Origin of the sequence: Bradyrhizobium sp. ma5 (genome assembly GCF_042258955.1) — a bacterium.
GTDB lineage: Bacteria > Pseudomonadota > Alphaproteobacteria > Rhizobiales > Xanthobacteraceae > Bradyrhizobium.
The window spans coordinates 5,943,779-5,966,170 of record NZ_CP170156.1; the positions used below are offsets into that span (position 1 = coordinate 5,943,779).

Here is a 22,392-nt window from a genome sequence, read left to right on the forward strand (position 1 = left end):
ACCAATGAGCAGTTTCGAGACCCTCCTGTCATTGATCGCGGCGGTGCTGGCCGCATCGCTCTCGGCCGTCCTGATCCAGGCGACGCGGCCCCTGCTGCTGCGCGTGGCACTGGCGAAGCCCAACGCGCGCTCGTCGCACCGTATTCCAACGCCGCAGGGCGCCGGCATCGCGGTCATCGCAGCCACGCTGCTGGCGGGCGGGATAGTCATCGTGCTGGCCGGATCGCCGGACCTCACGATACCTTTCACTGTGTTCGCGGCCTGCCTGTTCATCGCGGTGGTGGGCTTTGCCGACGACATCCGCTCGCTGCCCGTCGTCCCGCGGCTGTTGCTGCAGGCCGCCGCCGTCGCAGCCGTGGTGTTTTCGGCGCCGGCCGATCTCAGGCTCGTTGCGGCCTGCCCGGTCTGGCTCGAACGCGGCCTGCTGCTGGTCGCCGGCCTCTGGTTCGTGAACCTCGTCAACTTCATGGACGGGCTCGACCTGATGACGGCGGCCGAGGCCGTGCCGATCACCGTGGCCGTCGCCCTGCTCGGCAGCTCCGGCCATGTGCCCGCTGCTTGCGCGCTGGTCGCGGCAGCGCTGTGCGGCGCGTTGCTCGGCTTCGCGCCCTTCAACCGGCCGGTGGCAAAGATATTCCTTGGCGATGTCGGCAGCCTGCCGATCGGCTTGCTGCTGGGCTGGTGCCTGCTTGAGCTTGCCCTGCATCAGCAATTCGCCGCCGCGCTGCTGCTGCCGCTATATTATTTGACCGACGCGACGGTCACGCTGTTTCGCCGCATCGCGCGGCGCGAGCCGTTCTGGTCCGCGCACCGCTCGCACTTCTATCAGCGCGCGACCGACCACGGATTTGTGGTGTGGCGCGTCGTCGGCGAGGTCTTTGCGCTCAACGTGGTGCTGGCGCTGCTCGCATTCGCCTCGGTCGCCCTCAATTCCCTCGCAGCAGACATCGTCCTGCTGCTGGCCGGCGCGCTCGCCGTCGCCTGGCAACTGCGCCGGTTCGCGCGGCCGCTCTGATCGGGCCAGAGCGTTTTCCAGCCGCGTGAAGAAAACGCGTCAAAATAAGATCTAGATATCCGTTCGGCGCAGCGCGCGCCGCAGCCCCTCATCGAGGCTGATCGGCTGCTGCCATCCGGTGCCCGCGACCTTGGACAGATCGAGTTCAAGCGAGGCGAACAGGCTGTCGTAGGCTTCCTTGCGGCCACCCACCGTGAGCGACACCTTCAGGAGCGGCGACGGCAGCCAGAACAGACGCGGCGAGGTTTCTGCCGCGCGGGCAAGGCGCTCGACGAACTCCCGCGTCGAGACCTGCTCGCGGTCGGCCACCAGAAACACGTCGAAATCATTTCCCGGTCGCGACAACCGATACAGGATGAACGACGCGAGGTTTTCCGCGGACAGGAACGCGCGGCGGTTCTTCACAAAGGCGAGCGGAAGCGGCATGCGATTGATCACCGCACGCTTGAGCAGGGCGAAATTTCCCTTCGCGCCGGCGCCGTAGATCAGCGGCGGCCTGATCACGGTCACCCTCATGCCGCTGCCCGGCACAATCCCCTTCAGACCAACTTCGGCGGCCGCCTTCGAGTTTCCGTAGAGGCCGCGCGGTGTCAGGACATCGTCCTCGCGAAACGGCGGGCGGCCGTAATTGCTGCGCCCATGCACCAGGATCGTGCTGACAAAAATGAAATCCCGAACGCCCGCCGCAACCGCCGAACGCGCCAGATGCAGCGTGCCTTCGATATTGACGTTGCGGTAGAGCTCGATCGCTTGTTCGTCGGACTGCTGGTGAACGCGAGCCGCGAGATGAACGACGGCGTCCACCCCGTCGAGCGCGGCGCGCCAATCGGTGGCCGGACTGAGCGAGCCGATCGCCACGTCGTTTGCGTCTTGCAGCGGGGTACGCACCGCGCGCCGCACCAACCAGCCGTTCTGCTCCAGCTCAGGCACGACGTGGCGACCGACAAAGCCGCTCGCACCCGTCACAAGAACCGTCGGCCGGTGATCATTCATGCTGTCCGCTCCACATCTTGATTGGATAACAGCTCCGCCACCAGCGCGGCGTAGCTCGACAGCGCCCGCTCGGGACTGAAGGTCCGCGCGGTCGCGACGGCGCGCTCGGCCATCGCGGCGTCCTGCGATTGCGCCGCCATCCTGATCGCATCGGCGAGTTGGTCGGGCCGTCCCGGCGTGACGACCCAGCCCAGCCGGTTCTCGCTGACGGTCAGCGCGGCCTCGGCTTCGGGCTCGGAGACCAGGATCACGGGCCGGCCGGCTGCAAGCAGATTATAGAACCGGCTCGGGACCGATACGCCGGCAACGTCCTTGCGATAGGGAATGAGCCAGACGTCGGCACTGGAGAGCATCGCATCGAGCTCGCCATCCGCGACGCGCTCGACCAGCGTGACGTTGGCGAGCTGCGCCTCGGCCTGCATCTCCTTCAATCGCGCAAAGCCCATGCCCCATCCCGACAGCAGGAAATGGATATCGCGCTCGTCGCGCAACAGCCGCGCAGCCCCGAAGACGATGTCCGGATCGTGGGTGAAGCCCAGATTGCCGGACAGGCCGACGACGAAGCGGGCAGCGATCGCCTTGCGAAACGGATTGTCGGGGCTGACGGGACGATCGCCGGGGGCGAGCGTGGCCCAGTTCGGGATGAACCTGATCTTGTCCGGTGTCATTCCGCGATAGCGCAGCAGCAGCTTCTCGGCGTCGCGGCCGATCACGATGACGGTGTTCAAGGCACGGAACATCAGCGCGTTGATCGCGCGCATCGCCCGCGCAACCAGCGATGACGGCCGCAGCAGCCCGGCCATCACGAGAACATCCGGAAACAGGTCGTGCAGGATCAACGCCGACTTGGCCCCCTTCAACCTCGCCGCGGCGGCAACTGCATAGGGAAGCGCGAAGGGTGCCGTCACCGTCAGCGCCACGTCGCCGCGCTGCAGCCGCGACAACAACGCAAAGAACATCCGCACCGTGAACAGTGCCTCGGCCAGCGCGCGCTTGAGCAGTGCCGCCTTGCCCGGCAGCCAGTTCCTGATCTCGACGACGACGGGCCGCCCCGGCGCCGGCGCCCGCGCCGAGCCCGGCATCCCGGAGACCACCACCACGTCCGCCTCCTGCGCGATCCGTTCTGCGATCGCGGCCATGATCGCGGCGGTCGTGCTGTGGTCCGGCGGATAATGCTGGCTGGCGACCACGACTTTTCGGGAGCTGGGCATCAATAGCTTTCGAAACGGTCCTGCCTGATCGCCCGCAGGACGGCGCGGTCAGGCGGCATTCGATCCGAACTCGGGCACGGCGTCCTGAAGGACGGCACGGATGGTCACGCGGTCGTCTCTCTCGATCGCATCTTCCAGCGCCGCGAGCCACTTGCGCAACGTCGACATCGGAGGCTGGTTCGGCTTGGCGGCCATCACGCCGGCAACGCCGATTTCGAGCGTCGGCTCCTGGCTTGCGAACAGGATCTCGTTCAGCCGCTCGCCGGGACGGATGCCGCTGAACACGATCTCGACGTCGACGCCCGGTTGCAGGCCCGACAGGCGGATCATCCGCTCGGCGAGATCGACGATCTTCACCGGCTGCCCCATGTTCAGCACATAGACCGAGACGTCGGGCCGTGCCGGCGTCATGGCGTGCGTTGCGGCGGTGATCACGAGATCGCAGGCTTCGCGGATCGTCATGAAATAACGGACCATGTCCGGATGGGTCACCGTGATCGGTCCGCCGGCCTCGATCTGGGCCTTGAATTTCGGCACCACGGATCCGTTGGACGCCAGCACGTTGCCGAACCGCACCGAGATCAGCCGCATGTGCGACCTGCCCTTGGCCTCGGCCATCAGATCATGATCCATCGCCTGACAATACATCTCGGCGAACCGCTTGGTCAGGCCCAGCATCGACACCGGCTCGATCGCCTTGTCGGTCGAGATCATCACCATGGCGCTCGCGCCCGCCGCACGCGCCGCGTCGGCGACGTTGACGGACCCGAAGATGTTGGTCTTGACCCCTTCGCTCCAGTCGCGCTCCAGGATCGGCACATGCTTGAGCGCCGCGGCATGGAACACGATGTCGGGCTTGAACTCACTCATCAGGCGCGTGATGCGCTCGCGATCCCTGATGTCCGCGATCCGGCCCTCGATCTCGGGGCCGATGTCGCGTGCGGACAGCGCCTCGGTGACCGCATAAAGCGCCGGCTCCGAGTTCTCGACGACCAAGAGGCGCGCCGCGCCGAAGGTCGCGACCCTCTCGCAGATCTCCGCGCCGATCGAGCCGCCGCCGCCGGTCACGATGACGGACTTGCCCTTCACCAGCGTCTCGAGCCGCGCGTAGTCGATCTTCTGGCTCGGGCGCAGCAGCAGGTCTTCGACCGCGACATTGGTGAGCCGTGGCGTATCGCCACCCTCCAGCGACGGCAGGCGGCTGACCATCAGACCGAGCCGCTTGGCGCGCATCAGCACACTTTCCGGATGCGCATCCGGCTCGAAGGCTGAGGGCATCATGACCACGCGCTTGATCGGCCGCTGGCGGCTCTCGAAATCCCGAATCACGGCTTCGATATCGTCGACGCCGCCGACCACGGGAATGTTGCGGATCATCTGGCCGCGGTCCGCGGCCGACGGCGAGAGCACGCCGACCGGCCAGAGCCGCTTGATGGCGCCGTTCTCGATGCCGCGCAGCACGACTTCGGCGTCGGCCGTGCGTCCGACCAGCAGCGCCGACGCGGCATCGTCGGATCGGGCATGAAGACGCGTGCGTGAATAGCGGAAGTAGCGATAGCCGAGGCGCAGCGCGCTCAGCGCGAACACCTCGAGGAAAAAGAACAGGATGATCGTGACCCGGCCGAGGAACACCGGACTAGGTGAATTCGCCCCGGTGAAGAAGTAGACATAGTCCACCACGACCAGTGCCAGCGTCAGCACCGCGGCGACCCGCAGGATGTTCATCGCGTCCGGCAGCGAGGTGAAGCGCCATTTCGCCGTGGTCAGATTGGAGAAATAGCTGACCACGATGCTGAACAGCACGAACCAGGGCAGAATGCGCAGCAAATGCGGCAGCCGATCGGTCAGCAGGCTGCCCTCGAAGCGCAGATAAAAGCTCGCCAGCAACGCGAACGTCGTCGCCAGCGCGTCATGTGCCAGGATCAGGAAGTTGCGCGAGGTGAATTGTGAAAGGCGCGTCATCTAACGGACGGGTTACTGGCAACTGGGAGTTGGCGACGGGACATGGGCAGGCTGTAGCGTATCTGCGGAGCCCTTGCCAGCGATCATGGACGGATCGGAGGCTCGGGTTCCATATCCGTCCCCAATCGCCCCTTCAACGCCATGCCGCCCGCAACCCCGACGCCCAGCACGTACATCCAGCCTTCATGAAAGTCGAAGATGTGTGAATTAAACAACGAACTTGAAATATTCTGTACCACGACGAGAAGCCCGATCCAGTTGACGAGACCGTCGCCGCGGAACAGCAACAGGTGCAGCAGCCACATCGCGTACAGTATCGCTACACCCACAATGCCCCACTGCACGGCGACGTTCAACGTTTGATTGTGGGGGTTTCCGATCACTTCGCCGGAAGCCTGGTTCACGCCGCCGGCCGCGACGCGCTCGAACAGGCCCCGCGTCGAGCCGGTGCCGTGGCCGATGACCGGAGCCTCGGCAAAGAAGCCGAGCGACTTGCGCCAGAATTCGAGCCGCAGACCAAGCGACGTCGGCTCGTTGCGCTCCATGTAGAGCTTGTAATCGCGCTGGAATGAATCGGCCGTCGCGCGCAGTTGTGGCGATGCATACCACGCCGCAACGGACAACGCGCCGGCAGCACACAGGATCAGGGCGATGCTGCGCCAGCGCAAATGCAGCAGCGCAAACACCGCGAACATGATCGGAATGGTCACCAGCGCGGTCCGCGACACCACCACGAACGCCATGTTGGCAAGTAGGCTGAGCGCGATCCCGACCAGCAGCACGGCCGGCAGGACGCGATTGGCCCGCAACAGCATCACGATCGGATAGGCCAGCGCGACCGCACACAGCGTGAATTCCTGGCTCTGGTCGATATAGTTCTTGACGAAGACGCCCTGCTCGCCGGGGGCCGGCGCCCGCAGCGCGAGGTGGGGATAGGCAAGCACCAGCCACGACATCAGCATCAGCAGCGTGCAGGAGACGAGGAAGGCCACGAACACCCATGTCCCGCGGCTCGAGCGCTGGAAGTGATAGAGCAGGACAGGAAGCACCAGGAGCTTTGCGGTCGGCCCGACCGCGTACAATCTCGCGCCCCAGGCGGCGTCCGACCAAAGCGTGCCGGTGAGCGCGAGGCAAAACAACGCGATCGGCGCCACGCAGATCGGCCGCTTCAGCAGCGTCCAGAACGCCCGCAGGTCGACGGTCGGCGCAATCGAGATCAGCAGCATCACGCCGAAGATGCCGACCAGCGAGGTCGACCACGGCAGCGACACCGCAATCAGGACCGCGACCACATCGGTCGTGGTCTGCCAGCGCGCCGGATCGCGCCAGGCCGGGCACGCCGCGGCGCCTGCCGGCGATGCCATGCTCGCGCTCACGCATTGCCCTCGCGGGCCCGCGCAACCAGCGACGTCGTGCTGTGGCCCTGCAGGATCTCGACCAGCACCACCTCGCCGCCGGCGGCCTCGACGATCTCGTGGCCGACCACCTGCTCGCGGGTGTAGTCGCCGCCCTTGACCAGCACGCTCGGCCGCACCTTCGTGATCAAATTGATCGGCGTGTCCTCCTCGAAGATTGCGACGAGGTCGACGGCTTCCAGCGCCGCCAGCACCTCGGCCCGGGCGCGCTCGTTCTGCACTGGACGCCCTTCGCCCTTCAGTCGCTTCACCGAGGCGTCGCTGTTCAATCCGACGATCAGGCGGTCACAGGCGCTGCGCGCGGCGGTCAGCACCTTGACGTGGCCGGGATGCAGGATGTCGAAACAGCCATTGGTAAAGCCGATCCGCAGATCCTGCCTGCGCCATTCCTCGAGAGACGCGTCGACATCGCCGCCGGCCGGGACGATCTTGTCCTCGGCGGCCAACGTAGCGTGCGGCAGGATCCTTCGCCGCAACTCGGCGGACCTGACGATCGCGGTACCGGTCTTGCCGACCGCAACCGCGGCTGCGGCACTCGCGATCCGCAGCGCGCCGTCCCAGTCGGCACCACCCGCCAGCGCCAGCGCCAGTGCGGCAGCAACGGTATCGCCGGCCCCGGAGACGTCGCGCACCTTGACCGGCAGCGCCGGCACATGGATCGACTCCCCTGTCCGCGTCACCAGCGTCATGCCGCGCTCGCCCTGTGTCACCAGCATCGCCTCGCAATCGGCGAGGACCATCGCATCGGGCGCGGCCTGCGCGATGCTGTCCTGGCTGTCGGCGCGGCTACGGGTCGCCTCGGCGAATTCCTTGCGGTTCGGCGTCAAGACGGTCGCGCCGCGATAGATCGCGAGATTGGCGCTCTTCGGATCGACGATCACGCGCTTGCCCGCCTGGCGCGCGGCGTCGATCACATTGCGGATCACGCGCGCGGTCAGCACGCCCTTGGCATAGTCGGACAGCAGCACGATGTCGGCGCGCGCAAGGTGCGGCAGGATCGCGTCGATCAGCTGCTGCTCGATGGCGGGCGCGGCCGGCGCGGCCAGCTCCCAATCGGAGCGCAGCATGTGGGTCGAGAACTGTTCGGAGACGAAGCGCACCTTGCGCGTGGTCGGGCGCGCGGCGTCGCGCACCAGCACGGTCTCGATCCCCGCCTCTTTCGCCAGCGCCTCGGTCAACACCGTCCCGGCGGCATCCTCGCCGATCAGGCCGACGAAGATGCAGCGGCCGCCGAGCGCGGCGATATTACGTGCAACGTTGCCGGCGCCGCCGATATTGATCTCGCTGCGCCTGACCGCGATCACCGGCGCCGGCGCCTCCGGCGAGATCCGCGACACCTCGCCATACACGAACTCGTCGAGCATGAGGTCGCCGACGCAGAGCACGGTCTGGCCGGACATTGCACGCGAGATCGCTTCAAAATCGAACATCAGTCACCGTCATCCGCTCTAGCGATAGCGATCCGCGCAATCGAGAAAGCCGTTCACATAGGCCCCGACCGCGTCTTCCAACTGCGTAAAACCGCCATTGTATCCGGCGCGCCCGAGACGATCGACGACGCTCTGGGTGAAATATTGGTAACTGCCGCGAATCTGCTCCGGCATGTCGACATACTGGATGTTCGGCTGCTGGCCGAGCGCGCCATAGGCCGAGACGATCAGATCCTTGAAGCTGCGCGCCTTGCCGGTGCCGACATTGAACAGGCCGGAGACCCGCGGCGTCGCGACCAGCCACATCATCACCCGCACGACGTCGTCGACATAGATGAAGTCGCGGCGCTGATCGCCATCGGCGATGCCCTCGCGATGCGACTTGAACAGCTGCACGACGCGGCCCGCTTTGATGTCGTCGAAGCGGCGCGCCAGCACGCTCATCATCGTGCCCTTGTGATATTCGTTGGGGCCGAACACGTTGAAGAATTTCAGCCCTGCCCATTGCGGCGGCAGAGGCTCGCCTCTCGCCGCGCGCTCGGCGACGGCGAGATCGAACAGGTTCTTGCTCCAGCCATACAGGTTCATCGGCCGCAGCCGCTTCAACGCCTCAACGGAACCGTCGTCGTCAAAACCCTGGTCGCCGTCGCCATAGGTCGCGGCCGACGAGGCATAGATCAGCGGGGTTCCGCTCGCGGTACACCAGTCGAGCAGCCGCATCGAGAGACGGAAATTGGTCTCGATCACCAGATCGCCGTCGGTCGCGGTGGTCGCCGAGATCGCACCAAGATGGAGGACGGCATCCAGCCGCCGGCCCTGCAGCCAAGCCATCAACTCGGCCGGCGGCACGAAATCGGCGAGCTGGCGCTTGGCCAGGTTCCGCCACTTGCCGTCGTCCCCAAGAAAGTCGCAGACCGTCACGTCGCTGCGCCCGGCGTCATTCAACGCGGCCACGACGTTCGATCCGATAAAACCGGCGCCCCCGGTTACCAGAAACATGATGAAATCCCGCCAGATTCCTTTGCAGCCGCCAGCTTTGCCCCACTCCTGCGCCGCAGGCAACGACGGCTTTACCTCACATCGCGAACCGGTTACCGACTTGGCCGCACCGATCCGGCTTTGGCCCGTTTAGAAATGAATATTGATTCAATATCTGACATCGAAACACAGGATACCGAGGATACCAGACCGATCCTCATCGTGCCCTATGTTTGGATCGGCGATTTCGTGCGCGGCCACACCGTGGTCAGGGTGCTCCGCAAGCGCTGGCCCAACAGGCCGGTCGACCTCCTGACATCTAGGCTTTGCGCCCCGCTGGTCGATTATATGCCCGGCGTCCGCGCCGCCGTCGTGTTTGACCTGCCGCGCAGCCGGCTGGCGCTGGCCCGGCAGCGGGCGCTGGCGGCCGAGTTTCGGAAGCGGAACTACGCCACCGCGCTGGTGCTGCCGCGCACCTGGAAGGCTGCCATCGCGCCGGCCCTGGCGGGCATCCCGGAGCGGGTCGGCTTCTTCGGCGAAGCGCGGTTCGGCCTGATCAACGCCATGCGATGGGGCGAAAAGAAGCAGCCGCGCTTCATCGACAAGAACGCCATCCTGGCGCTGCCTGATGGCACTGCTCGGCCGCCCGAATGGCCGGTGCCGCAGCTGCGAGTTCCCACCGACGAGGTCAACCGATGGCGGCAGGCCAACGGCCTCGGCACCGGTCCGGCCATCGCACTCGGACCCGGCTCGGTCGGCGTCTCGAAGCGTTGGACCTATTATCCGGAAGCCGCGCGGCTGTTCGTCGAACACGGCTTCGACGTTTGGGTGGTCGGCGGCCCCGGCGAGAAGGCGCTGGCGCAGGAGATCGCCGCCGCCGCCGGCGCGCGGGTCCGCGATCTCACCGGCACCGACCTACGCAACGGCGCGCTGGCGATGGCCGCGGCCAGCGTCGCCATTACCAACGACTCCGGGCTGATGCACATCGCAGCCGCGATCGGCACGCCGACGATGGGCATCTTCGGCCCGACCGATCCCTATCTCTGGGCGCCCCTCAACGGCCTCGCCGCCACGGTGCAGCAGACCAGGAGCAAGCTGCCATGCCAGCCGTGCCAGCGCACGGTCTGCACCATGAACGACCATCGCTGCATGCGCGACATCGCCCCCGAAGAGGTCGTCGGGATCGCCGAGCGCGTGCTGGCTCAGATCAGCGTGCGATAGACCGCGGCGATCGCGTTCGCCTCCGCATCGAGGCTGAACTTATCCACAACTCGTTGGCGCGCCCGCGCCCCCATTGCCGCGGCCGACGCCGGATCGCGCATCAACGGCTCGAGCGCGGCCGCCAGCGCGTCGGCATCACCTGCAGGCGTCAGCACGCCGGTCGCGCCGTCTTCGACCACGAACTCGGCGGCGCCCGCGCGCGCGGCCACCAGCGCCGCGCCTGCCGACATCGCCTCGATCAAGGTCAGGCCGAAACCTTCGTTGCGCGAGGTGAACGCGTAGATCGTCAGCCGCTGATACCAGCGCACGACATCCTCGATCGGCAGCTCGCCGGTGATGATGATGCGCGATTGCAGGCCGGCGGCCTCGATCTTCCGCTTCAGCTCATTGGCAAAGGCCAGTTGCTCCGGCACCACCGCGCCGACGATCACCGCAGTGAATTCGGGATAGCGCGGCAGCAGCCTGCACATCGCCTCGACGAACACGTCGCTGCCCTTCTGCGCGCGCACCCGCCCGAAGCAGCCGATCGCATAGCGCCCGGGTAGGCCGCTTTCGGCGAAGGCACTGGAGCGGTCAGCCGGCGGCGCATAACTGATGGTATCGACGCCGTGCATCACCACGGTGGCGTCGCGTTTCAGATAGGAGGCCGACAGCGGACTGGTGGCGATGATCGCATCCTGGTGGCGGATCAGCCAGCGCGTCAGCCAGGTGTGATGGCGCTGCGCGGCTGACGTGAACAGCAGCTTCAGCGGCCAGCCGAGCGCGCGCAGCGCGAGCCCGACAATCATCTCGTTATTGCGTCGCGAGTGCCAGATCACAGGCCGGGCGCGCCGCCACAGCCGCATCAGATCGACAAATCCGATCGCGTCGATGCCGTCCGGCCGATGCGAGCCGAGCCAGCCTGCGCGAAACATCTTGGCAAGCTTCGGCGCGACCATGCGATTGGTCGCGGTGACACCCGAATAGCGTCGGTGCAGATTGGGCACGATGAGCACGAGCTCGCCGGCAGGTGTGTTCTCGATCGGCACGCAAGTCTCCGTTTCGTGCCAGTTCCTATACGCAACATTAAGCATAGTGGCCAGTTCGGCCGCCGCGAAACCCCCTCTTCACCGCACTCCCGCTAGCATCGTCGGTTAAAGATATCGGGAGAGCTCTATCCATGACCGTGCTTGTGACCGGCGGTGCCGGCTATATCGGAAGTCACATGGTTCATGCGCTGGTCGATGCCGGCGAGAGCGTCGTCGTCGTCGACAATCTTTCCACCGGCTTCTCCGCGTTCCTGCCCGAAGGTGTTCCGCTGTTCATCGGCGATGCCGGCGACGAGAACCTCGTCGAGGGCGTGATCGCACAGCACGGTATCGACAGCATCATCCATTTCGCAGGTTCTGTCGTGGTGCCGGATTCGATGCGCGATCCGCTCGGTTACTACCGCAACAACACCATGACGACGCGCAGCCTGCTCAACGCGGCGGTGAAGGGCGGCGTCAACCGCTTCATCTTCTCCTCGACCGCGGCCGTCTACGGCAATCCCGACCAGGTGCCGGTGCCGGAGATCGCGCCGACCCGTCCGCTGTCGCCCTACGGCTCGTCGAAGCTGATGACCGAGATCATGCTGCACGATGTCGCCTCCGCCCACGGCATGAGCTACGTCGTGCTGCGCTATTTCAATGTCGCCGGCGCCGACCCGAAGGGCCGCGTCGGTCTTGCCACCATCGGCGCTACCCATCTGCTCAAGATCGCGGTCGAGGCCGCGACCGGCCAGCGCGCCAAGATCGACGTGTTCGGCACCGACTATCCGACCCAGGACGGCAGCTGCGTGCGCGACTTCATCCATGTCAGCGACCTCGTCGAGGCGCATCGCTCGGCGCTGTCCTATCTGCGCGGCGGCGGGCAATCGGTGACGATGAACTGCGGTTACGGCCGCGGCTATTCCGTGCTCGAGACGATCGAGGCGGTGCGCCGGGTCTCGATGCGCAATTTCGCGGTCGCCTATGCCGCACGCCGGCCCGGCGACATCATGACCATGGTGGCCGATACGACCCGGATCCGCTCGCTGCTCGACTGGACGCCTCGGTATGACGATCTCGAGACCATCGCGAGCCATGCGCTGGCTTGGGAGGAGAAGCTGTTCCGGGACCGCGGAGGCTCCGCGCGACAGGCAGAATCGGCCTAAAAATCAAGCCGTTATCACGCTGTTATTATGCTTGAAAAAGCCCCGCCAAGCGGGCAAGGAGGTCCGCAACCCTGATGGCCGGCGCTGCCCGCCGTCAATGGAACGCGGATGGCTCAGTTTCCAAAGAAAATTACCGACGATCCCTATGGCGCGGCGATCCTGATTCGCCGCCTGGTCACGGAACAGGGGATCACCTACTGGCGACGCTATCTGACGGCGTTCGCCCTGATGGCCGTTGCGGCCGGCTCGACGGCCGGCGCCACTTACGTGCTCGGCCAGGTGATCAACCAGGCCTATGTCGACAAGAACATCCCCGGCATCGCGATGTTTGCCGGCGTCACGGTTGTGCTGCTGTTCATCAAGGGCGTGGCGACCTACGGCCACATGGTGATCCTGTCCAAGATCAGCAACGCCATCCTGGCGCGGAACCAGCGGCAATTGTTCGCCAAGCTGATGAGCGAAAGCATCGGCTTCTTCTCGCAGCGGCACTCGTCGGAATTCCTGGCGCGGCTCACCGCCGGCGCCAAGTCGATCACCGACGTGCTCAACATGCTGGTCAATGCGATCGGCCGCGACTTCCTGATGCTGATCAGCATGGTCGCCGTCATGGTGTGGCAGGACCCGCTGATGTCGTTCATCGGGCTGGTCGCCGTGCCGCCGGCGATGCTGGTGCTGCGCAAGCTGGTGAAGCGGATCAAGGGCCTCGCCTACAACCAGTTCACCGGCACCGCCGACATCATGGAGACGATGCAGGAATCGCTGCAGGGGATCCGCACCGTGAAGGCGTTCACGCTGGAAGGCGCCATGCAGCAGCGGATCGACGAGAACATCGCGATCGTCGAGCGTAACGCCAACAAGATGGCGCATGTCGCCAACCGCTCCAATCCGCTGATGGAAATGCTCGGCGGCTTCGCGGTCGCCGGCTGCCTGATGTATGGCGGCTACAGCGTTGTGGCGCTCGGCTCCACGCCGGGCCAGTTCTTCACCTTCCTGACCGCCTTCCTGATGGCGACCGAGCCGGCCAAGCGCCTGGCGCGGCTCAACATCGACCTCAACAGCCAGTTGGTCGGCGCGCGGATGCTGCTCGAGGTCGTCGACAGTCCCGCAAGCGAGCAGGCCGACGACGACAAGCCGGCGCTCAAACTCTCCGATGCGCGGATCGAACTGCGCGACGTCAGCTTTGCCTATCGCCCCGGTGAGCCGGTGCTGAGCCGCATGAGCTTCATGGCCGAGCCCGGCAAGGTCACCGCACTGGTCGGTCCGTCCGGCGGCGGCAAATCGACGGTGCTCGCTTTGCTGCTGCGCTTCTACGAGACGCGCGAGGGCGACATCCTGATCGACGGACAGTCGATCCTGTCGGTCTCGCGCAAGTCGCTGCGCCGGCAGACCGCCTATGTCGGCCAGGATGTCTACCTGTTCCGCGACACCATCCGCGCCAACATCGCCTTCGGCAAGCCAGGCGCCACCGAGGCCGAGATCGTCGACGCCGCCAAGGCCGCCTGCGCGCACGACTTCATCATGAGCTTCCCGCTGGGCTACGACACGCCGGTCGGCGAGCACGGCGCGCAACTGTCCGGCGGACAGCGCCAGCGCATCGCGGTCGCGCGCGCGCTGATCAAGAACGCGCCGATCATCCTGCTCGACGAGGCCACCGCCGCACTCGACTCGGAGTCCGAGAAACAGGTGCAGGAGGCGATCGAGCATCTCTGCCAGGGCCGCACCACGATCGTGATCGCGCACCGCCTGCACACCATCATGCACGCCGATGCGATCCTGGTGGTCGAGGGCGGCACGATCGTCGAGCGCGGACGTCACGAGGAGCTGCTGCGCCGCGGCGGCCGCTACGCCTCGTTCTTCCGCCTGCAGCATCACCACGACCCGTCGCCGCTGGCATTGGCGCCGATCAGCGCCACCGGCTAGGGCTCATTGCTTTTCATTCCTTGGCCGCAATGCCTGCGCGCAGCACGCGCAGGACATTGCCGCCCATGACCTTGCGGATGTCATCCTCGGAGAACCCGCTCGACATCAGCGCCTGGGTCACGGCGGCAATCCCGCTCGCATCGAATCCCGTGGTGGTCGAGCCGTCGAAATCCGAGCCGAGGCCGACATGGTCGATCCCGACCAGGTCGCGGACATGGGCAATCGCCCGCGCCACATTCTTTGGATCGAGCGAACAGACGGCACCCTGCCAGAAGCCGATGCCGACCACGCCGCCGGTCCGCGCGACACCCCTGACCTCATCATCGGTGAGATTGCGGTTGACCTTACAGGTCGCCTGAACGCCGCCATGGCTCGAGACCACCGGTCGCGTCGCTATCGCCAGCACGTCGGCGACCGCCGCGTGGCTCGCATGGGCGAGATCGACGACCATTCCCTTCGTCTCCATCCGCTGCACCACCTGGTGGCCGAGCGGCGTCAGTCCGCCCTTTGCCACACCGTGCATCGAGCCGGCGACATCGTTGTCGAAGAAGTGCGCGAGACCGGCCATCCTGAATCCGGCGGCGTAGAGCACGTCGAGATTGTCGATGTTGCCCTCGAGATCCTGCAGGCCCTCGATTGACAGCATTCCGCCGACCACCGTCGTGCCGTTCTTGCGATCCGCCAGCAGGCGATCGATGTCGGCCGGTGTCGTAATCACGCGAAGCCGCCCAGTGGACTTGTCGGCGAAGCTGCGCAGTTTCTCGGCATGCCATAGCGAGCGCTGCAGCAACGAGAACCATGTCCGCACCGGCTGCAGATCGATGATGGCTAGGTTCGTGATCGTGTCGGTGTCGCCGGCGTTGGCATCATAGTTCTGGCCCTTGGGCGACTTGGTGACCGACGAGAACACCTGCAGCGCATAGCGGCCCTCGATCAGCCGCGGCAGGTCGATATGGCCGCGATCGGATCGCGCGATCAGGTCGCGCTTCCACAACAGGCTGTCCGCGTGCATGTCCGCCACATCGAGCGTCGCCTGCAAGGCCTGCGCGGCCGGCGTGATCTCCAGCGCCACGCGCTGGACGTTGTTCTGGCCCCGGTCGATCCGTTCCGGGGTCACCACAAAGAAGCGAACAGCGGAAGCGAACAGGACCGCGACAACCAGCGCCAGGCCGACCGAAAGCCATCTGCGCATCGGCATCACCGCTCTCGCCGGCCAAGGCCGGCCGCGCTCGGCGGAAAGCTGGCCTCACCTCTGCGCCGGGTGCAGCCGCAGCCCCTAGCCCCCAGCGCCGTAACCGCGTAAATACGGCCCGCGCTCCCTCCTTCAACCCTCCGGGACCCGTTCATGAACGCCGCCTCCACCGTCATTCCGCTTCCCCCGCAGCCCTCGCTTCCCGTCGTCGGCGAATCCGGCACCTATCCGGTCCGCCGCATCTGGTGCGTCGGCCGCAACTATCTCGAGCATATCAGGGAGATGGGTAATGACGAGCGTGCGCCGCCGTTCTTCTTCGGCAAGCATGCCGACATGCTGGTGCCGGACGGTGCGACGATCCCTTACCCGCCGCTGACCAAGGACCTGCACCACGAGGTCGAGCTGGTGGTGGCGATGAAGAGCGGCGGGCTCAACATTCCCGCCGACAAGGCGCTCGAGCATGTCTACGGCTATGCCGTCGGCATCGACCTGACCCGCCGCGACCTGCAGATCGCCTCGCGCAAGAAGGAGCGGCCCTGGGAGATCGGCAAGTCGTTCGACTATTCGGCGCCCTGCTCGGCGATCCAGCCGGCCTCGAAGATCGGCCACCCGGCCGCGGGCAAGATCTGGCTCACCGTCAACGGCAAGGAAGCGCAGAAGGGCGACCTCACCGAACTGATCTGGAACGTGCCTGAAATCATCTGGCAGCTCTCGCAGCAGGTGAAGCTCGCCGCCGGCGACATCATCATGACCGGCACGCCCGCCGGCGTGTCGCAGCTGCAGCCCGGCGACAAGCTCGAATGCGGCGTCGACGGCGTCGGTACGCTGAAGGTGTCGATCGGCAAGCCGGAATAACCGACTTCAAGACTTGAGCTCAAGCCAAGAGCCCCGGACCTCGGTCCGGGGCTTTTTTGCTGCGCGCGATCAGCGCATCGTGCCGGGCATGCAGGGCGGTTCGGTGAACGGAGCGGTCGCGAACGATCCGACGTTCGGCGCGCGCACGCAATCGGTCGTCTTGCTGCTGACCGGTGTCGTCGTTGTCGTCGTCATCGAAGCATGAGCGCGCCGCACCGCAGCATTGTTGCTGGCCGCGGACGCCTGAGCCGAATACGCAGCTGCCGCAACCAGGGCAAGCGTCACGAAGGTCAATTTGGTCATTGGGTTTCTCCGCACGTGGATGAAGCCGACAAGCTCGGCTCCTGTGATCAATGAGTGTGGATTCCGAAGAATTATTTCATCACGCGCGATCACCGAACCGCGAGCGCCTGATCACATCAGATCGACCGGGGAATACCGGAACGCGAGAGCCACTCCATTTCATCAAGGCCGCGCACAAACGCGGCGATGACGGTATGGAGATTCTGATGAGCGATCTTCGACGACTTGGCAGAGCACTTGGCCTGGCCGCAATCCTGTCCGCAGCCATGGCGACATCTTGCTTCGCACAGGCGACGGTGCAGGAGCCCGGTGTATTTGCATCAAATGAAACCGCGACGCGGCCATGGTTGGCGCCGGTCGGTCATCGGCAGCCGCGCGCCGCCGACATTCCGGCAGCGGCGGCGTCATCGCAGCAGATCATCGATCAGGAAGACGCGATCGTCGACCGCAAGATCAAGGGCATTTGCCGCGGCTGCTAGGATACACGCACCGCAAAATGCAACCTGCATCCGCGATCAGGAAGCGCCGGCTCCCGTGCGCCGATACGGAACGTAGCGCGGCGTCCAGACCTTGGCCTGGATGCGCGCGTCGACCTGGTCGATCGGAATATCCTTGGCGAGCCCTTCCTTGTGCGCCTGCAGCGCGACCGCCAGCGCCACCGTCAGTGACACATCGCGCAGCGCGCTGACCGGCGGCAGCAGATTGTGCTTCGGGTTGTTGCGGGCCGGCGAGACGCTGGCCAGCGCCTTGGCGGCCGCCATGAACATCCCGTCGCTGATCCGGCTGGCGCCGACCGCGAGCGCGCCGACGCCGACGCCCGGGAAGATGTAGGAGTTGTTGGTCTGGTCGACCTTGAACCGCGCGCCGTCGCGCGTGATCGGCGGGAACGGGCTGCCGACGCCGATCAGCGCCCGTCCCTCGGTCCAGGCTTCGATGTCGGAAGGCGTCGCTTCCTCGCGCGAGGTCGGGTTCGACAGCGGAAAGATCACCGGCCGCTGGTTGCACTCGGCCATCGCGCGGACGATCGGCTCGGAAAACGCGCCGGCCTGGCCGGAGACGCCGATCAGCACGGTCGGCCTGGCGTTGCGCACGACGTCGAGCAGCGCGATCTTGTCGGGATGGCTGAGCGGCCAGCCCGCGATCGCCTGCTTGCTCTGCACGAACGGAAGCTGGAACGGCGCGAGCCCGCTCATGCCCTCGAGCAGCAGCCCATCGCGATCGACCATGAAGAAGCGTTTCGCCGCTTCGCTCTCGGAAAGGCCGGCATCGACCATCGCAGCGCGGATCAGGCTGGCGATGCCGCAGCCGGCGGAGCCCGCGCCGAACACCGCGACGCGCTGCTCGGTCAGCGGCACGCCGGTGACGTTGATGGCCGAGAGCAAGGCGCCGGTCGCGACCGCCGCCGTGCCCTGGATGTCGTCGTTGAAGGTCAGGAGGCGGTCGCGATAGCGCTCGAGCATGCGCGTCGCGTTGTTCTTGGCAAAGTCTTCCCATTGCAGCAGGACGCGCGGCCAGCGCTTCACCACCGCCGAGACGAACGCCTCGATGAAGTCGTCATAGGCCTGACCGCGGACGCGCTCGTTGCGCCAGCCGATATAGAGCGGATCGGCCAGGCAGTCCGGATTGTCGGTGCCGACGTCGAGCAGGATCGGCAGCGTCGTTGCCGGATGCAGGCCGCCGCAGCCGGTATAGAGCGAAAGCTTGCCGATCGGGATGCCCATGCCGCCGGCACCCTGATCGCCGAGGCCGAGGATGCGCTCGCCGTCGGTCACCACGATCGCCTCGACATGATCGAAGCGCGGATGAGCGAAAATGCGGTCGATCCGGTGCTGGTGCGGAATGCTGAGGAACAGCCCGCGCGGCTTGCGAAACAGCCGGCTGAATTTCTGGCAGCCCTCGCCGACCGTCGGCGTGTAGACGATCGGCAGCAGCTCTTCCAGATTGCCGACCAGGAGCGCGTAGAACAGCGTCTCGTTGGTGTCCTGCAATTCGCGCAGAAAGGCATAACGCTCAATGTCGGTCTCGTAGCCGCGCAACGCCTCGAGGCGGCGCGAGACCTGCTCGTCCAGCGTCAGGATATTGGGCGGCAGCAGGCCATGCAGGTCGAACGCCTCGCGCTCGGCCTCGGAGAACGCCGTGCCCTTGTTGAACTGCGGATCGGCCAACAGCTCGTAGCCGCTCAGCGCAGTGGTGGCAAAAGCTCCAGTGGTCTCGGACATGACAAGGCCCCCTCAATGCGAAATACCTGATGAGACCCTATCACGCCCGTGTAACGGATCGGAGTGCGAAGGCCCCGCGCCGCACAAAGTTGAACGGCGCCCGACCTTGCGGCTGGCGAGATGGACCCCGTGGAAGACCGGAGCAGCCCCGCCGAATTTTGGCTAAGGAGCCATCGGCGTCCGCCCGCACAAGGCAACGCACTCCCGCCGCACCTCCGGACAGAATATACCTTGGTATAGCCTCTCTGACTCCTTGTGATGCCCCGTGCTTACCCTCGTACAGTTGAGCGATGGCGCGCGACTTTTATACTCGCGACTACTCCAACGGATGTGCAGCTCACAACTTCTCTCCGGGGTGCGACGAACGATAGCAATTCTGAGCGGCGCGAACTGCGATCCGAAATCTGTGATCGGGATCACTGCCCCGAGGCGTGAATCGCAGGATTATCACGCGTAGCAAGTGCCGACTGGAACGCGGGTTCTCGAGGAACACTCACATGATCGTCAACATTCAGAAGCTGAATGGCCTGTGGCACCTCATCGTCGGGTCGTGCACGATCCGGACTCCGTTCCTGGAAACCCAGAACCGCGAGTGGGTCGTCGCATACGCCAGGCGCGTCTACCCCGGCGCCAAGGTCTTCGAACGCGACTGATTTCAGCCATTGCGGCTCAGCTTGTATTTGCGGAACTGGCGATATCACCGAAACGGCCGCGCATCGGCACGAAGCAGACTTTCGATCCGGCCGAACGAATTGGACTGAGCAGCGGCGCTCTTCACTCCCTGGACTGTCCATGCTCAGGTTCTGAGCGCATCGCGCCGCAGCCCCGGAACCATGCGCGTCAGAAGCAAGGCCTGGAGTTCGCTCCAGGCCTTGTCCTTGTCCAGCGCTATTCAGGGATCGAGGCACGGATTAGCCGCGAGGCTTGATCCGCCATGCTTCACTATCGATGACGCGGAGCAACGGGCCGCGCTTCGCGCGGACCCGGTGGGCTGATCCGCCCTCCGCATTCACATCACCGCAGCGCCGACACCACGATCAGCCCGAGGATCAGCGCGGTCGCGGAATATTTGAGCGTGTAATACACGTTGCGATTCCATTCCTTGACCTTGCGGCTGGCGAGATGGACCTCGTAGAGCTTGCCGAACACCTTGTTCAGCGCGCCGACATGCTCGCCGTCGACGTTCTGGGTGGCTGACGCCTTGACGATGTTGTGGCTGACCCAGCGATTGATCCGGGTCATGAAGCCGTACTTCATCGGGCGCTCGACGTCGCAGAACAGGATGATACGGTTGACGTCGGTCTTGTTCTCGGCGCTGTGGATGAAGGTCTCGTCGAACATGAAGGCTTCGCCGTCACGCCAGACGCATTCGACGCCGTCGACCAGGATGCGGCACGCGTTCGAGTTCGGCGTCACCAGGCCGAGGTGATAGCGCAGCGAGCCGGCGAAGGGGTCGCGATGCGCCCCGAGCTTGCCGCCGGGCGGCAGCATCGCAAACATCGCGCCGTGCACGTTCGGGATCGAATTCAACAGCTCCACCGTCTTCGGGCACAGCGTCCGCGCCGACGGCAGAAAGTCGTCGTACCATTTCAGATAGAAGCGCTTCCAGCCGCTCTTGAAGAACGAATAGAAACCCCAGTCGTTGTTCCTGGAGGCGGCGCGGATGAAGCCCTCGTCGAACAGGCGAGTCGCCTCGTCGCGGATCGTCTCCCAATTGTCGGAGAGGTGCTTGAGCTCGGGAAACTGCTCGACCGGAATCACCGGCGTGTTGGGCACGGCGGAGCCCGCATACATCAGCACATTGTAGGGCGCGAGGTAGGTCGAGTGATCGCCGAGTTGGCGGGCGAACCGCAGGCGCTGCTTGCCGCGGAAGTGGACGTAGAGTGTAGAGGCCACCAGCACGTAGAGAATGACGAGCTGCGGCGCGAAGAGTTGTCTCAACATGATCCGCCTATGATCACGGCCCGCCGATGCTCTCCATACACCGTCCCGTAGCAGCCTGGACCCTTGATGGGCGGCTTAGCCCCGGGCGGCGAATAGCAACGCCGTCCGCGAAAATTCCCCTTGTTTCATAGTGACTTGGCATTGCCGCTGTATTCTGGCGCGAGCCCGAGGCCCAGCCGCGATGCCATCCCGGATGAGCCATGTAAGCGTCTACTCACCAGATGTGAAGCACCGTCACATTCGAGCGGGCAACCGTGTGACATCATTCACACACGTCTAATTCGCCATTGACAAACTGATTAGATAATTCCTAATCGAAGGACGCTCCGCCTGAGAATGCGGACATCCAGAGGGAGGAATGATGAGACATTATTTGGCGGCAGCCATTCTCGCGGCGATGACGACGGCCGCTCACGCCCAGGTTTCCGATGACGTCGTGCGCATCGGGGTGCTCACCGACCTGTCGAGCTGGGGACGAGACAATTCCGGTCCGGGCTCGGTCGAAGCCGCCAAGATGGCGGTCGAGGAATTCGGCCCCACCGTGCTCGGCAAGCCGATCGAGATCATCTCCGCCGACCACCAGATGAAGACCGATGTCGGCGTCCAGATCGTGCGCGGCTGGTTCGACAACGGCAAGGTCGACGCGGTCGTCGACATCCCCAACTCCGGCATTGCGATCGCCGTGCACAACATGGTGCGCGAGCGCAACAAGATCGCGCTGCTGTCCGGCCCCGGCGCAAGCTCGCTGACCGATGAGCTGTGCAGCCCCAATACCGTGCACTTCACCTACGACACCTACGCGCTGTCGAAGGTGACGGCCTCGGCCGTGATCGCCGAAGGCGGCAAGTCCTGGTACTTCATCACCGCGGACTATGCCTTCGGCCAGCAGCTCGAGAAGGACGCGACGCGCTTCATCAACGAGATGGGCGGCAAGGTGCTCGGCAGCGTGCGCCATCCGACCAACACCGCCGACTTCTCCTCGTTCGCGCTGCAGGCGCAGAGCTCGAAAGCGGATGTGGTGGCGTTCGCCAATGCCGGCCAGGACACCGACAATTCGATCAAGCAGTCCGGCGAATTCGGCCTCGTGCAGGGCGGCCAGAAGCTTGTCGGCCTCCTGATGTTCGACACCGACGTGCATGCGATCGGCCTCAACGCTGCGCAAGGCACCTACATGACGACGGCGTCGTACTGGAACATGGACGAGAAGACCCGCGCCTGGTCGAAGAAATTCTACGCCCGCACCAACGTAATGCCGACCATGATCCAGACCGGCGTCTATGGCTCGGTGCTGCATTATCTCAAGGCGATCCAGGCCGCCGGCACCGATGATCCGCAAAAGGTGATGGCCAAGATGCGCGAGCTGCCGATCGAGGACACCTTCGTGCATGGCGGCAAGCTGCGCGAGGACGGTCGCGTCATCCGCGACATGTATCTGGCGAAGGTGAAGAAGCCCTCGGAATCCAAGGAGCCGTGGGATTATCTCGACATCATCAAGACGGTGAAGGGCGAGGACGCCTTCCGCCCGGTCTCCGAATCCAAGTGCCCGCTGCTCAAGAAATAG

Annotated in this window: 19 protein-coding genes; 8 read left to right on the forward strand and 11 right to left on the reverse strand. The window is 65.2% G+C overall.

Annotation, left to right across the window (positions count from 1 at the left end):
- The first annotated feature begins 4 nt into the window (after positions 1 to 4).
- The gene (locus ACE103_RS27890; RefSeq protein ID WP_375775663.1) at positions 5 to 1,015 is read left to right on the forward strand and encodes a glycosyl transferase; all 1,011 of its coding nucleotides are present in this window, start codon (positions 5 to 7) and stop codon (positions 1,013 to 1,015) included.
- A gap of 51 nt (positions 1,016 to 1,066) precedes the next feature.
- Here ACE103_RS27890 and ACE103_RS27895 read toward each other — a convergent pair whose 3' ends face one another.
- The 6 genes from ACE103_RS27895 to rfaD all read right to left on the reverse strand — a co-directional run bounded on the left by ACE103_RS27895 (position 1,067) and on the right by rfaD (position 9,025).
- The gene (locus tag ACE103_RS27895) at positions 1,067 to 2,008 is read right to left on the reverse strand and encodes an NAD-dependent epimerase/dehydratase family protein (RefSeq protein ID WP_223969274.1); all 942 of its coding nucleotides are present in this window, start codon (positions 2,006 to 2,008) and stop codon (positions 1,067 to 1,069) included.
- Positions 2,005 to 3,219: a glycosyltransferase family 4 protein gene (locus ACE103_RS27900; RefSeq protein ID WP_375775664.1), complete on the reverse strand. Its 1,215-nt coding sequence runs from the start codon at positions 3,217 to 3,219 to the stop codon at positions 2,005 to 2,007. Before ACE103_RS27900 ends, ACE103_RS27895 begins: the two co-directional genes overlap by 4 nt.
- A 48-nt stretch (positions 3,220 to 3,267) precedes the next feature.
- Entirely contained in the window at positions 3,268 to 5,181 is a 1,914-nt protein-coding gene (locus tag ACE103_RS27905) for an SDR family NAD(P)-dependent oxidoreductase (RefSeq protein ID WP_375775665.1), read from the reverse strand.
- A gap of 83 nt (positions 5,182 to 5,264) precedes the next feature.
- Positions 5,265 to 6,545, reverse strand: coding sequence for an O-antigen ligase family protein (locus ACE103_RS27910; protein ID WP_375775666.1), 1,281 nt, complete (start codon positions 6,543 to 6,545; stop codon positions 5,265 to 5,267).
- Between the two features lie 8 nt (positions 6,546 to 6,553).
- Entirely contained in the window at positions 6,554 to 8,026 is a 1,473-nt protein-coding gene (gene rfaE1, locus ACE103_RS27915) for a D-glycero-beta-D-manno-heptose-7-phosphate kinase (protein WP_375775667.1), read from the reverse strand.
- An 18-nt stretch (positions 8,027 to 8,044) separates the two neighbouring features.
- Positions 8,045 to 9,025: an ADP-glyceromanno-heptose 6-epimerase gene (gene rfaD / locus ACE103_RS27920; RefSeq protein ID WP_375775668.1), complete on the reverse strand. Its 981-nt coding sequence runs from the start codon at positions 9,023 to 9,025 to the stop codon at positions 8,045 to 8,047.
- Between the two features lie 135 nt (positions 9,026 to 9,160).
- On the opposite strand from rfaD, the gene waaF reads away from it, so the two are divergent.
- On the forward strand, positions 9,161 to 10,225 hold the full coding sequence (gene waaF / locus ACE103_RS27925) for a lipopolysaccharide heptosyltransferase II (RefSeq protein ID WP_375775669.1): 1,065 nt from the start codon (positions 9,161 to 9,163) through the stop codon (positions 10,223 to 10,225).
- Here waaF and ACE103_RS27930 read toward each other — a convergent pair.
- Positions 10,207 to 11,247: a glycosyltransferase family 4 protein gene (locus ACE103_RS27930; protein WP_375781194.1), complete on the reverse strand. Its 1,041-nt coding sequence runs from the start codon at positions 11,245 to 11,247 to the stop codon at positions 10,207 to 10,209. The two genes, waaF and ACE103_RS27930, sit on opposite strands and share 19 nt — an antisense overlap.
- 137 nt (positions 11,248 to 11,384) lie before the next feature.
- Between ACE103_RS27930 and galE the strand changes: the two genes are divergently transcribed.
- Both galE and ACE103_RS27940 read left to right on the forward strand, forming a co-directional pair.
- Positions 11,385 to 12,398, forward strand: coding sequence for a UDP-glucose 4-epimerase GalE (gene galE / locus ACE103_RS27935; RefSeq protein ID WP_375775670.1), 1,014 nt, complete (start codon positions 11,385 to 11,387; stop codon positions 12,396 to 12,398).
- Positions 12,399 to 12,506: 108 nt separating this feature from the next.
- Positions 12,507 to 14,318, forward strand: a complete 1,812-nt coding sequence (locus tag ACE103_RS27940) for an ABC transporter ATP-binding protein (RefSeq protein WP_375775671.1) — start codon at positions 12,507 to 12,509, stop codon at positions 14,316 to 14,318.
- A gap of 13 nt (positions 14,319 to 14,331) precedes the next feature.
- On the opposite strand, the gene ACE103_RS27945 is transcribed toward ACE103_RS27940, so the two are convergent.
- Positions 14,332 to 15,516 (reverse strand): dipeptidase, encoded by a 1,185-nt coding sequence (locus ACE103_RS27945; protein ID WP_375775672.1) that lies wholly within the window; start codon positions 15,514 to 15,516, stop codon positions 14,332 to 14,334.
- 147 nt (positions 15,517 to 15,663) lie between these two features.
- Between ACE103_RS27945 and ACE103_RS27950 the strand changes: the two genes are divergently transcribed.
- On the forward strand, positions 15,664 to 16,365 hold the full coding sequence (locus ACE103_RS27950; protein WP_375775673.1) for a fumarylacetoacetate hydrolase family protein: 702 nt from the start codon (positions 15,664 to 15,666) through the stop codon (positions 16,363 to 16,365).
- Between the two features lie 69 nt (positions 16,366 to 16,434).
- Here ACE103_RS27950 and ACE103_RS27955 read toward each other — a convergent pair whose 3' ends face one another.
- A complete protein-coding gene (locus ACE103_RS27955; protein ID WP_097674796.1) occupies positions 16,435 to 16,668 on the reverse strand; it encodes a hypothetical protein in 234 nt (77 codons plus the stop codon).
- 56 nt (positions 16,669 to 16,724) lie between these two features.
- Here ACE103_RS27955 and ACE103_RS27960 point away from each other — a divergent pair, with 56 nt between their 5' ends.
- Positions 16,725 to 17,147 (forward strand): hypothetical protein, encoded by a 423-nt coding sequence (locus ACE103_RS27960; protein ID WP_375775674.1) that lies wholly within the window; start codon positions 16,725 to 16,727, stop codon positions 17,145 to 17,147.
- 36 nt (positions 17,148 to 17,183) lie between these two features.
- Here the strand turns inward: ACE103_RS27960 and ACE103_RS27965 are convergent, their stop codons facing one another.
- Complete coding sequence (locus ACE103_RS27965) at positions 17,184 to 18,887, reverse strand: NAD-dependent malic enzyme (protein ID WP_375775675.1); 1,704 nt, start codon at positions 18,885 to 18,887, stop codon at positions 17,184 to 17,186.
- Between the two features lie 497 nt (positions 18,888 to 19,384).
- Between ACE103_RS27965 and ACE103_RS27970 the strand changes: the two genes are divergently transcribed.
- Complete coding sequence (locus ACE103_RS27970; protein WP_198964751.1) at positions 19,385 to 19,540, forward strand: hypothetical protein; 156 nt, start codon at positions 19,385 to 19,387, stop codon at positions 19,538 to 19,540.
- Positions 19,541 to 19,901: 361 nt separating this feature from the next.
- Here ACE103_RS27970 and ACE103_RS27975 read toward each other — a convergent pair whose 3' ends face one another.
- On the reverse strand, positions 19,902 to 20,831 hold the full coding sequence (locus ACE103_RS27975; RefSeq protein WP_375775676.1) for an aspartyl/asparaginyl beta-hydroxylase domain-containing protein: 930 nt from the start codon (positions 20,829 to 20,831) through the stop codon (positions 19,902 to 19,904).
- Between the two features lie 358 nt (positions 20,832 to 21,189).
- On the opposite strand from ACE103_RS27975, the gene ACE103_RS27980 reads away from it, so the two are divergent.
- Positions 21,190 to 22,392, forward strand: a complete 1,203-nt coding sequence (locus tag ACE103_RS27980; RefSeq protein ID WP_375775677.1) for an ABC transporter substrate-binding protein — start codon at positions 21,190 to 21,192, stop codon at positions 22,390 to 22,392.